The following is a 14,074-nucleotide window of genomic DNA, read 5'->3' as shown; positions in this document are numbered from 1 at the left end:
ATATAGCGATATACCCCTACGCCATTTAGTATTTTTCCGTAACGAAAGACCTTTTTATGACCATCGAGCAACTGCGAGCATGGCTGCGTGACTGGGTCGCCCAGGCCACCGGTGTTTCCGCCGAAGAGATCCTAGATTCCAAGCCTTTGGAAAATTATGGTCTCTCCTCGCGGGATGCTGTAGTGCTATCCGGCGAGCTGGAAAACCTTCTGGGCACCCGACTCGATGCCACCGTGGCATATGAGTATCCCACCATCGAGCTGCTGGCGGACCGCCTGCTGAACGCACCGGCGGCGCCCCAGCCGGAAGAGCGCGCCCCGCGGATCGCGCAGGGATCCGACGTTGCGGTCATTGGTCTTTCCGGACGCTTCCCGGGCGCCAAGAATGCCCAAGAGTTCTGGTCTATGTTGGCGGAATCCCGCGCAGGCACTGGCCCGTTGCCAGTGGGTCGGTGGTCCGAGTACTCCGCTGATCCGGTCATGAGCGAGAAGATTGCCCAGCAGAATACCGACGGCGGCTATATCGAAGACATCGCCTCCTTTGACGCGGAATTTTTTGGCCTGTCCCCACTTGAGGCCGCCAATATGGATCCCCAACAGCGCATCCTGTTGGAGCTGGTGTGGGAAGCGCTAGAAAACGCTGGTGTTCCCGCCAATGAGCTGCGTGGCACGCAGACCGGCGTGTATATGGGATCGACCAATAATGACTACGGCATGCTCATCGGCGCTGATTCCGCCGAGATGCACCCGTATGCGCTGACCGGCATTTCTTCCGCCGTGGTTGCCAACCGCATTTCCTATGCCCTGGATTTCCGCGGCCCTTCCATCAACGTGGATACGGCTTGCTCTTCCTCCCTCGTGGCGGTGAACCAGGCGATGAAGGATTTGCGCACGGGAAGCGCGGACGTGGCGCTGGCTGGCGGCGTGAATATTCTGGCTGCCCCGCATGCGTCCACGGCGTTCTCGGAGTTGGGCGTTACCTCTCCAACGAGCGCCATTCACGCCTTTTCGGACGACGCCGATGGCATCGTGCGTGCCGACGCCGCCGGCGTCCTCGTGCTCAAGCGCTTGGAGGACGCGGAAGCGGACGGCGACGATATCCTGGCCGTCATCAAGGGCTCGGCCGTCAACTCCGATGGCCACTCTAATGGCCTGACCGCCCCGAACCCGGAGGCACAGGAGGATGTGCTGCGTCGCGCGTATGCTGATGCGGGCGTAAATCCGCAGGACGTGGACTATATCGAAGCTCACGGCACCGGCACCATTCTGGGTGATCCGATCGAGGCCTCTGCCCTGGGCCGCGTGCTCGGTGCGGGCCGCGGGGTCGAAACTCCAATTTTGCTCGGCTCTGCCAAGACCAATATCGGCCACTCTGAATCCGCCGCGGGCGTGGTCGGCCTCATCAAGGTCATCCAGGCCATGCGCAATGACGTGATTCCGGCCAATATCAATTACTCGGCGCCGAATCGCTATATCGATTTCGAGGCCGAGCACCTTGAGGTAGTCGAGGATCCGCGCGAGTGGCCCGAGTACTCCGGCCACAAGGTCGCTGGCGTATCCGGCTTTGGTTTCGGTGGCACCAATGCGCACGTCGTGCTCACCGATTACCGCGGCACCCCGGCTGAACGCGCGCCGCAGCTTTCCACCGACACGGTGGCGTTGCCGGTCTCTGGCCTCTTGCCTTCGCACCGGGCACGCGCTGCGGCCCTGTTGGCAGACTTCATTGAGGCGGAAAAGCCCGCGCTTGTCGACGTCGCCCGCACCGTCGCCCGCCGCAACCACTCCCGTTCCCGTGCCGTCGTGACGGCTAGCTCCACCGAGGAAGCGGTCAAGCGCCTGCGCCAGGTAGCTGAGGGCAAGGTTTCCGTTGGCATCGCCGCTGCGGATTCCCCGCAGGTTCCGGGCCCGGTATTTGTTTACTCCGGTTTCGGATCCCAGCACCGCAAGATGGCGAAGGACATGATTGCGCTCTCGCCGCAGTTCAAGGCCCGCTTGGAAGAGCTGGATGCCATCGTGGACTTTGAGTCCGGCTGGTCCATCCTGGATATCGTCAACGACGATGCCCAAACCTATGACACCGAGACCGCCCAGGTGGCCATTACCGCCATTCAGATTGCATTGACGGACCTGTTCGCTTCCTTTGGCGTGCGCCCGGCCGGCGTGATGGGCATGTCCATGGGCGAGATTGCCGCGGCCTATGCCGCAGGCGGCATCTCCGCAGAGGACGCCATGGTTATTGCCTGCCACCGCGCGCGGTTGATGGGTGAGGGTGAGGCGTCGCTAAGCGATGCCGAGCAAGGAGCCATGGCCGTCGTAGAGCTCTCGGCCGAGGATATTGCCGCGCTCGACGGCAATATCGAACCCGCCGTGTATACCGGACCCGGTATGACCACCGTGGGCGGCCCTCGCCAAGAGGTGCTGGACCTGGTGGAAAAGCTCGACGGTGAGGGCAAGTTCGCCCGTGCGCTCAATGTGAAGGCAGCAGGGCATACCTCGGCCGTGGACCCCATCCTGGGCGAGCTGCATGCAGCCATCGCCGGCATGGAGGCCAAGCCGCTGCACACCCCGCTGTTTTCCTCCGTGGATAAGGGCGAGGTTTATCGCCCTGGTACCACCGTCCACGATGAGGACTATTGGCTGCGCATGACCCGCCACTCGGTCTATCTGCAGGATGCCACCGAGGCGGCCTTCAACGCTGGCCACACCCAGCTGGTAGAAATCTCGCCGAACCCGGTGGCGCTGATGGGCCTCATGTCCACCGCCTTCGCCGTGGGCAAGGCCGATGCGCAGCTGCTGTATGCGTTGAAGCGCAAGGTGGATCCCACCGAGTCCTTGCTGGATCTGCTCAGCAAGCTCTATGTCGCTGGCATGCCGGTGGACTTCGGTGCGGTATTTGGCTCCGGTGCGCGCGTAGAGGCGCCCTATACCCAGTTCAACCGCCAGCGATTCTGGACCAACGCGCGTCCGTCGGCCGGCGTATCCGGCCTGCCGGGTGCACGCGTCAATCTGCCCGAGGGCAAGGTTGCCTTCTCTACCAATGCGGATCAGGCGCCATCCGCGCTGGCCATCGTGGAGGCCGCGGCCGAGGCCGTCAAGCCTGGGGCGCGCATCATCGCCACCGAGGAACATGCCGACCTGCCACCGCGCGGTGAGGTCACCACGGTGGTAAGCCAGTCCATCGGTGGTATGTCCGTAGCCGTCTACGCCGTCCGTGGCGCACAGACGGAGCTCCTGGCGGAAGGCTTTGCCTCCGCCTTGGACTTGGGCGCGGCGCCTATCCCGGGCGTGGCCGATGTGCCTGAAAGCGAGCCTGCAGCAACCGCAGAGGTTGATGCCGTGCGCTGGGATCCCGCGGAGGAAACCGTGGAGGATCGCCTCGCACTCATCGTGTCGGAATCCATGGGCTATGACGTCTCTGACCTGCCGCGCGAGCTGCCGCTCATTGACTTGGGCCTGGATTCCCTGATGGGCATGCGCATTAAGAACCGCGTGGAAAATGACTTCCAGATTCCGCCGCTGCAGGTGCAGGCGCTACGCGATGCCTCTTTGGCCGACGTCATTGCCATGGTGGAAGAGGCCGTGGCCGGCGGCAGCGTGGATACCAGCGACATTGCTTCTGCGGACACCCCTGCACCAGAAGAGGACGAACCCGGCCAGGGCGTCGGCGTTGCCCCGCGTGATGCCTCGGAGCGCATGGTCTTTGGCACCTGGGCCACCTTTACCGGTAAGGCAGCTGCGGGCGTTACCTCGGCGCTGCCAGAGGTAAGCGATGAGGTAGCGACCCAAATCGCCGAGCGCCTCACCGAGCGTGCCGGAATCGAGGTCACCGCCCAGCAGGTCCACGAGGCCGAGGCGCTAGAGACTTTGGCCGACCTCGTCCGCGAAGGACTGGAGACCGAGGTAGAAGGCAATATCCGCGTCCTGCGCGAGGCTGATGGTCCGGCCGTATTCATGTTCCACCCAGCCGGCGGCACCACTGTGGTCTACCAGCCACTGACCCGCCGCCTGCCCGAGGACGTGGCAGTCTACGGCGTAGAGCGCATCGAAGGCTCGCTGGAGGAGCGCGCCGAGGCCTATATCGAGGACATCCTGCACTACGCGCGCGGCCGCAAGGTCGTGCTCGGCGGGTGGTCCTTCGGTGGCGCGCTGGCCTACGAGGTGGCCTACCAGCTGCATCAGCGCACCCAGCGCGGCCAGGATTCGGTGGACGTGGCGTTCATCGCGCTGCTGGATACCACCCAGCCGTCGAACCCAGCACCGGATACCCCGGAAGAAACCCGTGCCCGGTGGGAGCGCTACGCGGCCTTTGCCAAGAAGACCTACGGCCTGGATTTCGAGCCGCCGTACGAGATGCTTGAGACCATGGGCGAGGATGCGCTCATGACCATGCTGGCGGAGTTCCTCGCTACTACCGACGCCTCCGAGCACGGCCTTGCCGCCGGCGTACTGGAGCACCAGCGCGCTTCCTTCGTGGATAACCAGATTCTGGCCAAGATCGACTTCCATCGCTGGGCCGATGTCACCGTGCCGGTACTGCTTTTCCGTTCCGAGCGCATGCACGACGGTGCGATTGAGCTGGAGCCGCGCTACGCTGAGATTGACCCCGACGGCGGTTGGGGAGTTATCGTTAAGGATCTAGAAATTGTGCAGCTGCAAGGCGATCACCTTGCAGTGCCAGACGAGCCGGCCATCGGCATCGTGGGCAAGCATATGGACGAATGGATCGAGGAGAAGATACGTGGCGGCCAAGCAGACAACCGCTGAGAAACTCGCTGACCTGCGCGAGCGTCTGGACAAGGCGCAGGACCCAGGCAGTGAGCGCTCCCGCAAGCGCCGCGACGAGGCTGGGCGCACCACGCCTCGTCAACGCATCAATGAATTGCTAGATGAGGGTTCCTTCGTCGAAACCGGCTCCTTGGGCAAGACCCCGGGTGACCCTGACGCCATTTATTCCGATGGCGTGGTCACCGGCTATGGCCGCATCTCTGGCCGCCCAGTGTGTATCTACGCCCACGATAAGACCGTCTACGGCGGCTCTGTCGGCGTGACCTTTGGCAAGAAGGTCACCGAGGTCATGGACATGGCCATCAAGATTGGCTGCCCGGTCATCGGTATTCAGGATTCCGGCGGCGCCCGCATCCAGGATGCGGTGACCTCGCTGGCCATGTACTCCGAGATCGCCCGCCGCCAGCTCCCGCTGTCCGGCCGTAGCCCGCAGATTTCCATCATGATGGGCAAGTCCGCCGGTGGCGCCGTCTATGCTCCCGTGACCACGGACTTTGTCATTGCCGTGGACGAGGAAGCGGAAATGTATGTCACCGGCCCGAACGTCATCCGCGAGGTTACCGGTGAGGACATCACCTCCGCTGAGCTGGGCGGTGCTCGCCAGCAGGAGCTCAACGGTAACGTCTCGGCGGTCGTCCCTTCCGAGGATGACGCCTTTGATATGGTCCGCGATCTCCTCGACCACCTGCCGCTGACCTGCTTTGATGAGTCGCCGGAGTTCGCTGCGCCTTCCGACGCCGAAGTGGCCGAAGACGAAGCCCTCAATGCCTTCATGCCGGATGACACCAATGCTGGCTACGACATGATGGACTTGTTGACCCAGTTGGGCGATGACGAGGATCTCATTGAGATTCAAGAGAACTTCGCGCCCAATATGATCACCGCCTTTGGCCGCATCGATGGCAAGACCGTTGGCTTTGTGGCCAATAATCCCATGCACCTTGCGGGCTGCATTGATGCCGACGCCGCCGATAAGGGCGCGCGTTTTATCCGCATTTGCGATGCTTACAATATTCCGCTGGTCTTTGTGGTGGATACCCCGGGCTACCTGCCGGGCGTGGAACAGGAGAAGGTGGGTCTTATCCACCGCGGCGCCAAGTTTGCCTTCGCCGTGGTGGAAGCCACCGTGCCGAAGGTCTCGCTCATCGTGCGCAAAGCCTACGGCGGTGCCTATGCGGTGATGGGCTCGAAGAACCTGACCGGCGATATTAACCTGGCGTGGCCGACCGCGCAGATCGCCGTGATGGGCGCGGCCGCTGCCGTGGTGATGATCGCCGGCAAGCAGCTCGAGGCCGCCGAGACCCCGGAACAGCGCGAAATGACCAAGAAGATGTTCATGGACTTCTACGATGAGACCATGACCGCTCCTTATGTCGCGGCCGAGCGCGGCTATCTAGACGCGATGATTCAGCCGAATCAGTCCCGGTTGGCGCTCCGTCAGGCACTGCGCCAACTGGCCACCAAGCAGGAAAGCGATCAGCCGAAGAAGCACACTATTGCCCCGATGTAATGCCTTGTGCTTGGATAGCATATAAAGAGCTAATCCTAGTGAAGGAGTTATCTATGATTCTGTCTAGCGCTGTGGACATCGTCAGCGAGATCATTGGTTTCGTGGTCGATATTCTGAATCAGGCAGGCATTCAGGTAAGTTCCAAGTAAGTGGAGCAAAAAGAAGGAGGGTTAAACCCTCCTTCTTTTTTATTTGCGGGCGAAAAGCCGCCAGCCAAAGAAAAATAGTGCGGACATCACCGTCGCTACGATGAGGAAGCTCCAGTGCGGCAGGCGGCCGTTGACCAGCATCCACAGGGCCATGCCACCCACGACGGTGCTCAGCCAGACGATGCCGCCCTCCTTCCACTTGCCCTGCACCTTGGCAGCCAGAATGATGACCCAGCCAATGAGCGCGCCTACGGCCCAGGGCCAAAAGGCATCTACCCAAGTGGAAAAGCTCAATCCGCCGTGGGCGAGGCGGGCGGCCACTGCGAAGAGCATCAGAGCGATGATATCGATAATTGGGGCGATTCTCATGCGTTTTCCTTTCGGTTCAAGGCGGCGTAGGTAATGCCCTTGCGGGCATAGTGCCAGAAGTAGATTACCCAGCCAATGATGGTGATCAAGGCAAAGGAGATGAGGCGGTAGATGATGGCCGCGCCGGTAGCGTCCACCGCGGTCATGCCCGTGGCCACCAGAGTGGCGATGATGGCGGCTTCCACCGTGCCGAGGCCGGCCGGCGTGACCTGAGCAGAGCCGGCAAGCTTAGCGGTGAGATAGGCGAGCGCTACCCCGGCCATCGTCGTGGTGTCCTCGCCCGCATGCAGGGCGGGTAGGTGGCCGGTAACGGCCCACACGCAGCCCCATAGCGAGACCATGTCGATCAGGCGGTTGGCCAAAGAGTAGAAGGACACCCAGCCGAATTGGCGGCGGGTAAGGTGAACTTCCTCCAGATTCTTGACCTGATCCACGAGGGCTTCGCGCTTGGAGCCCTTAATGAGCTTTTGGCGGTTGAGCCAGCGGATAATGGTATCTGGATGATTGGTCAGCCAGAACAGGCCGCCAGAAAGCGCCAGCATGAGCACCAAGGTGCCGATGAGGGACCAGAGCGCCATATCCGCGTTGAGGAAGAGCACGCCGCCCAAGCCGATGAGCACGAGCCACATCGTAGAAATGGCAGAGGACAGCACGAAGAACCAGCCACACAGCATGACGGACGCGCCCCACGTGCGTTGCACGTAGAAGGTGAGGATGGCGGAAAAGGCTGGGCCGGCCGGAAGAGTGGTGGACCAGGCATTAGCGGCCAACGTCAGTGCCGCGGTTTCTGAGGCCGGTACCTTGACGCCGCCGGCGCGAATGAGCAGGCGCATGACCTCGCCCATGGCGAGTACCGCCACGATGGAGGCGATGACCACGAGTGCTATCGCGGCTGGGTTGGAATGAGAAAGCCGCGAGAAGCCTTCGCGCAGGAAGTCCAGCTCATCGCGGAAGACATAAACCAAGACCAGCAGGACGATAAGCGAGGCGATAAGGCGCAGCCAATTCTTCACTTACTTACCCCCTTCGAGGCGTTGTTTGAGCTCAGTGAAGGGAACAGTCTTGCCGCGGTGGGTCGCACCGCCGGTCAAGGTGGTGGTGGCGTGGCGCAGCCAGCTAGGGGCCCACCAGTTATCTTCGCGCAGCAAGTGCATGACGGCCGGGACGAGGAGCATGCGGACAATGGTGGCGTCGATAAGCAGGGCAAAAATCATGCCGTAGGCAATGTATTTCATCATCACGATATCGGAGAAGCCGAATGCGCCGGAGACCACGATCATGATGAGCGCCGCCGCGGTAATAATGCCGCCGGTATGCGCGGTGCCGGCCGCAATGGACTCGTCGGTCGATGCGCCGAGCCGGCGGGCCTCCACCATGCGGGAGACCAAAAAGACCTCGTAATCGGTGGACAGGCCGTAGACAATGGCGATGATGAGCACCAAGATCGGGCTCATGAGCGGGCCGGGCGTGAAGTTGAGGATGTCCGAGCCCAAGCCAGCGACGAACATCAACGTCAAGATGCCCAGCGTTGCGCCCAAGGTCAGCAGTGTCATCACAATGGCCTTGAGCGGCAGTACGAAGGAGCCGAAGACCAGAGCCATGAGCAGGAATGTAGCCAGCACTACGTAGAGCGCCATCCACGGCAGCGTGTGGAAGAGTGCATCGAGGGACTCCACCTCCATGGCGGGAGTACCGCCCACGTAGAGGTTCACACCCTCAGGGGCCTTGACCTTTTCCAGCTCGTGCACGATCTTTGCGTAATCATCGCGGTCTTCAATGCCGGCGGAAAGAACGGTAGTGCCGTCCTTGGTGGCGGTCGTCGGCGCCATGGGCTCGGTGAGGCCGTCGAGGCTGCGGACCTGCATGACGACGTCGACAAGCTGCTGGTTCGAGGCATTTTCCACCACGAGCTTGACCGGCTCCGTGCGGAAGGCGGGGAACTCTTCGTTGAATTTATCCTGCGCCACGCGAGTGTCTTGATCAGGCGGCAGGTAGGACTCGTTGATGCCGCCAAAGGTAATGCTCATCACGGGCAGGGTGAGCGCGATGAGCAGGCCGCATACGGCGATGGTCAGTCCGCGGGCGTGGCGCATGGCCCAGCGCGGAAGCTTATACCACCAGGTGTCCTGAATGGTGCGAGCCGTTCGCGAGGTACGGCGCACGGACCAGGTATCGATCTTGGGGCCGAGCATGCCAAAAATGGACGGCAGCACGGTGACCGAAAGGAGCGCGGCCAAGCCGACTGCAGAAATGGAACCATAGGCCACGGACTTGAGGAAGGCCTGCGGGAAGAGGAAGAGGCCGGAAAGCGCAACGGCGACCATGGCCGCGGAGAAAACCACGGTTTGGCCGGCGGTTGCGGTGGTGGTGGCCACGGCCTCCTCGGTGGATCGGCCCTTATCCAGCTCTTCGCGGAAGCGCGAAACCATAAAGAGGCCGTAATCGATGGCTAGGCCGAGTCCCAGGAGCGTGACGACGGCCTGGGCAAAGACATTGACCTGCGAGAAGCCGGCCAGGATGGACAGGATTCCCAAAGAGCCCAAGATGGAGAGGCCACCGACCACCAGCGGCATGCAGGCCGCAACCACCGAGCCGAAGACCACCAGCAGGAGGATGCCTACCAGTGGCAGGGCGGCCTTTTCGGCGCGGGAAATATCGTGGGACATTCCCTCATCCAGGGCATCAGCAACCGCGGTGGCACCCGCAATCTCCACCGGTGCGGTGGTATCCGTAAGCGCGCCTTCGATGGCGCGGAAATCCTTCAGCGTCTGCTCATCATCGCCTTTCAGCCCGATGGCGGCGAAGGCCAGCGAATGATCAGCATTGACCAGGTTCGGGTTCTTCGTGTCGAAGTAACTGGTCACCGAGTCAATCTGGTCCGGATACTCCGATTTCAACTGGGCCAAGTGCTGCTTGGCGGCGTCGAAGTTCTCGTCGGGGGAGTGGAAGAGCAAGATGACATCGCCGGAGTTATCGCGGCCGAATGCTTCCTGCTCGATCTGGGCCGCGCTTGTCGACGCCGCATTGGGATCCTCCCAGCCCTCCTGGCTCATGCGGTCTTCGAGCTGCAAGCCAAAGCCGATGAAGAGCGCAAGGATAGCGGCGACGATGATGGCGGGGATGAGCCGGCGGTGCGCATAGGAAAAACGTCCCCATTTTTCAAACATTGGGGCAGCCTCCTAGCGGTTATTAAGCAGCGCAGCCAGGGGACGGAATGGCTGCAGCCATGCACCACCCTCCGGCAGATTATCCAGGTTCACGCGCGGTAGCGGCTCGCGGAATACACCCTCGATATCTTCCAGGTCCACAAAATTGATATCCGCGTGGCCTACGGCCCAGGCGGCATGCTCATGGAAACCGAGGACCGTTACCGGAAGGCCTTCTGCGATGAGCTCTTCCAATGGTTCCTGGAAATTCTGGCCATCGGCGGAGGCAACAATCACGCCGGCTAGATCCTCACGGAGGCTTTCGATGTGGTCGAGCATATCCGGATCCACGTCGTCGTCTTCGTGGATCTTGGGCTTGGCAAAAACGCCGAAGCCCACGTTGCGGATGGCTTCTACCCATGGGCGGATGACATCGGCGCCGCCCGGGGTGACATTAGTAAAGACATCGGCGCGCGGCTCCGCATCAACGTCCTGGGCAAGGTGTACCAGCCAGCGGCCGATGGCGTCGAAGCGCGGGCGGTGTGCGGCGGTGGGGCGGCCGCCGAGCAGGGAGCCCAGGCCCATGTCCATATTGGGCGCATCCCAGACAAGTAGGTAGGTGCTCATTTATTTCTTCTCCCAGAGATACTCCGTGATGACGTGTTCTTTATCTAGGCCCTTGCCCTCAAACTTGGTGATGACCTGACGATCCACCAACTGCGGGCACTCTGGCCATGGCCAGCCCTTGTAATCCAGGCTCGGCTCTACGTCCACAAGTTCATCGATCCACTCGGCGTATCCGGCGTGGTCGGTAGCAACGTGCAGCACGCCGCCCTTCTTTAGGCGGGACGCAAAAAGGTTGAGTGTGCCCGACTGGATGATGCGGCGCTTGTGGTGACGGGCCTTTGGCCAGGGATCCGGGAAGAAGACGCGGATGCCATCAAGGGATTCCGGCGCAAACATGCGCACCATGACCTCGATGCCATCGCCGCGAATCATGCGGATATTGTCGATGCCCTCGCGCTCGATCTGGCCCAGTAGCTTGGCCAGGCCCGGCTTGTAGAGCTCGACGGCGATGATATTGGTATCGGCCTCCTTCGGCGCCATGGCGGCGGTAGAGGTGCCGGTACCGGATCCGATTTCCACGATGGTCTTGGCGCCGCTGCGGCCAAACCAGGCATCGAGGTCAATGACCTCGTCTTCCAGCGTGCGGCCTAGTTCTGGCCAGCGCTTTTCAAAAAGCTCATGCTGATTTTCGGTCAGCGTGCCGCGGCGGAAGGTGACGTTGCCCAGGCGTGGGTAGTCAAGCTCGTTGTCGAATACGGCATTGAAATCGGTCTGTGGCGGGCGCCCTGGAGGCATTTCTCCAGCGCGGGTGTTTTGAGAGTTATCTGTGTTATTCATTGCGGCCTATTTTTCCCTGCTTAGCCTTGCCAAGCAATACGCCGCGCCGGGGATCACGTGTGGCGAAGCCAATCCTGGTATAACCAGTGGGCCCGGTTGGGGGTGGAAGATTATCGTTTTGGTTGCCGCTAGGGAGGGGAATAGACCCCCAGACAGGGGGATGGGAAAAGGCGATTTTTAACACAGTATCTGTGGTTGCGCTTGGTGAAGTTCTGGTAAACGCGGTGGATATAACCGGTGTGACAAAATCTGCGCAAATTATTCGGACAAGCACGTTAATCTTGAGGTGGAAGGCACAGTTGGGGATTTATTTCCCCAATTTTCACACCCACCCTCAGGAGAATTACTAATGACCGCCACTATCCCAGGGCTCGTCGGAGAGCTGCCGACTAAAAACGAAAAGCTTATCGGCTGGATCAGCGAGAATGTTGAGCTTTTCCAGCCGGACCAGGTGGTCTTTGTAGACGGCTCCCAGGACGAGGCTGACCGTTTGGCCGCAGAGCTGGTGGAAAAGGGCACGCTTATCAAGCTGAATGAGGAAAAGCGTCCTAATTCCTACCTGGCTCGCTCCAATCCTTCCGACGTTGCCCGTGTGGAATCCCGCACCTTCATCTGTACCGAGAATGAAGAAGGCGCCGGCCCGACCAATAACTGGGCGCCGCCAGCTGCGATGAAGGAAGAGATGACGGAGGCATTCCGTGGTTCCATGAAGGGTCGCACCATGTACGTGGTTCCCTTCTGCATGGGCCCTATTAGCGATCCGGAACCAAAGCTGGGCGTGCAGCTGACTGACTCCGCTTATGTGGTGCTCTCCATGCGCATCATGACCCGTATGGGTGCGGAAGCCTTGGACAAGATTGGTACCGACGGCGATTTCGTCCACGCCCTGCACTCCGTGGGTGCTCCGCTGGAGCCGGGCCAGGAAGATGTGGCGTGGCCGTGCAATGACACCAAGTACATCACCCAGTTCCCGGAGACCAAGGAAATCTGGTCCTACGGTTCTGGCTACGGCGGCAACGCTATCCTGGCAAAGAAGTGCTACGCGCTGCGCATCGCTTCTGTCATGGCCAAGGAAGAGGGCTGGATGGCAGAGCACATGCTCATCCTGAAGCTCACCAACCCAGAGGGCAAGAAGTACCACGTTGCGGCCGCTTTCCCTTCGGCATGCGGCAAGACCAACCTGGCTATGATTACCCCGACCATTCCGGGCTGGAAGGCCGAGGTCGTCGGTGACGATATTGCCTGGCTGCACCTGCGCGAGGACGGCCTTTACGCAGTTAACCCGGAAAATGGCTTCTTCGGCGTGGCCCCTGGCACCAACTACGGTTCCAACCCGATTGCCATGCAGACCATGGAGCCGGGCAACACCATCTTCACCAACGTTGCGCTTACCGACGACGGCGATGTCTGGTGGGAGGAGATGTCCAAGGAGGCGCCGGAGCACCTCATCGACTGGACCGGTCAGGATTGGACTCCGTCCTCCTCCACTAAGGCTGCGCACCCGAACTCCCGTTACTGCGTGCCGATTTCCCAGTGCCCGAGCGCCGCTCCGGAGTACGACGACTGGCAGGGTGTGAAGATCGACGCCATCCTCTTCGGCGGCCGCCGCAAGACCACCGTTCCGCTGGTAACCCAGGCCTTTGACTGGAACCACGGCACCATGATCGGTGCCCTGCTGGCTTCCGGCCAGACCGCTGCAGCAGAGGGCAGCGTCGGCACCCTGCGCCACGATCCGATGGCTATGCTTCCGTTCATCGGCTACAACGCCGGTGACTACCTGCAGCACTGGATCGATATGGGTGAAAAGGGCGGCGACCGCATGCCGTCTATCTTCCTGGTTAACTGGTTCCGCCGTGGCGACGACGGCCGCTTCCTGTGGCCGGGCTTCGGCGAGAACTCCCGCGTGCTCAAGTGGATCATTGATCGCATTGAGGGCAACGTTGAGGCCGAGGAAACCGTCGTGGGCCACACCGCCCGTGCCGAGGATATCGACCTCGAGGGCATCGACTTCGATATCGAGGACGTTCGCGCCGCTCTTGCCGTCAACCCGAAGGACTGGGAAGGCGATATGCAAGATAACGCTAGCTACCTCAACTTCCTGGGCTCCCGCGTGCCGTCCGAGGTATGGGACCAGTTCCATGCCCTGAAGGAGCGCGTAGAAAACGCCTCCTAAGCACTAGGCTCAGCCAACCCCCAGCGACGTCATTGACGCTGGGGGTTTCGTATTGCCTTACCTAGATATAAAAAGTAAACAATAAGTTAATCTTAGTTAATAAAAATGAAACTCTTTATCGTTAACGATGACAACTATTAATAATTATGAAATTATTTTATCGGCCCGGAAAACGGGTATTTCATTTCGGAAAAGGAGAGAAATAGATGCGGAAAAAAGTCTGGCTTCCGCAGCCGCTGCTTTTGTACTAGGTGCTGGTGCACTTGGGGGAACTGCTTTGGCAGGAGAACTTGTCGATGGAGGTATGTGGGAACACGGTAAGGGTGGAGGACGAGTGTGGTCGAACTACCACCATCCCAGTGTTAATCACGGTAGTTCCGTGAATGGCCACAAGTACGTTGACTCTGGCTGCCAGCCAGCGAATACGTGGGCCCGTGCGCAGGCATCATCTCGTTGGCTCGGGGCGGATGGCGCTTATTACCGCTTGTGTTAATAGAAGGTAAGCGTCACAAGGGTCGCCGTCATGGGCGACCCTTGCT

The 14,074-nt window shown here is 60.8% G+C and carries 9 protein-coding genes; 4 read left to right on the top strand and 5 right to left on the bottom strand.

Translation table 11 applies throughout. The features are described from left to right. Window positions 1-56 precede the first annotated feature (56 nt). Window positions 57-4,763 carry a type I polyketide synthase gene (locus BJ985_RS07500; RefSeq protein ID WP_179387088.1) on the top strand — a complete coding sequence of 1,569 codons (4,707 nt, stop codon included), beginning with the start codon at window positions 57-59 and terminating at the stop codon, window positions 4,761-4,763. Next, window positions 4,738-6,294, top strand: coding sequence for an acyl-CoA carboxylase subunit beta (locus BJ985_RS07495; RefSeq protein ID WP_179387087.1), 1,557 nt, complete (start codon window positions 4,738-4,740; stop codon window positions 6,292-6,294). Before BJ985_RS07500 ends, BJ985_RS07495 begins: the two co-directional genes overlap by 26 nt. Window positions 6,295-6,482: 188 nt before the next feature. On the opposite strand, the gene BJ985_RS07490 is transcribed toward BJ985_RS07495, so the two are convergent. Genes BJ985_RS07490 through trmB form a run of 5 tightly spaced genes read right to left on the bottom strand, consistent with a single transcriptional unit; the run spans window position 6,483 to window position 11,362 of the window. Next, window positions 6,483-6,812 carry a DUF3054 domain-containing protein gene (locus BJ985_RS07490; protein ID WP_179387086.1) on the bottom strand — a complete coding sequence of 110 codons (330 nt, stop codon included), beginning with the start codon at window positions 6,810-6,812 and terminating at the stop codon, window positions 6,483-6,485. Beyond that, a complete protein-coding gene (locus BJ985_RS07485; protein WP_179387085.1) occupies window positions 6,809-7,825 on the bottom strand; it encodes a lysylphosphatidylglycerol synthase transmembrane domain-containing protein in 1,017 nt (338 codons plus the stop codon). The genes BJ985_RS07490 and BJ985_RS07485 overlap by 4 nt, the downstream gene beginning before the upstream one ends. Beyond that, entirely contained in the window at window positions 7,826-9,979 is a 2,154-nt protein-coding gene (locus BJ985_RS07480) for an MMPL family transporter (protein WP_179387084.1), read from the bottom strand. 12 nt (window positions 9,980-9,991) lie between these two features. Then, window positions 9,992-10,585, bottom strand: coding sequence for an NYN domain-containing protein (locus BJ985_RS07475; RefSeq protein ID WP_005325427.1), 594 nt, complete (start codon window positions 10,583-10,585; stop codon window positions 9,992-9,994). Then, the gene (trmB, locus tag BJ985_RS07470; RefSeq protein WP_005325428.1) at window positions 10,586-11,362 is read right to left on the bottom strand and encodes a tRNA (guanosine(46)-N7)-methyltransferase TrmB; all 777 of its coding nucleotides are present in this window, start codon (window positions 11,360-11,362) and stop codon (window positions 10,586-10,588) included. A gap of 349 nt (window positions 11,363-11,711) precedes the next feature. On the opposite strand from trmB, the gene BJ985_RS07465 reads away from it, so the two are divergent. Further along, window positions 11,712-13,535, top strand: a complete 1,824-nt coding sequence (locus tag BJ985_RS07465; RefSeq protein ID WP_179387083.1) for a phosphoenolpyruvate carboxykinase (GTP) — start codon at window positions 11,712-11,714, stop codon at window positions 13,533-13,535. A gap of 127 nt (window positions 13,536-13,662) precedes the next feature. Continuing rightward, window positions 13,663-14,028: a lactococcin 972 family bacteriocin gene (locus BJ985_RS07460; RefSeq protein WP_005325431.1), complete on the top strand. Its 366-nt coding sequence runs from the start codon at window positions 13,663-13,665 to the stop codon at window positions 14,026-14,028. Window positions 14,029-14,074: the final 46 nt, after the last annotated feature.

Source organism: Corynebacterium tuberculostearicum, assembly GCF_013408445.1.
Lineage (GTDB): Bacteria > Actinomycetota > Actinomycetes > Mycobacteriales > Mycobacteriaceae > Corynebacterium > Corynebacterium tuberculostearicum.
This window is presented reverse-complemented; position numbering and strand designations above follow the sequence as displayed.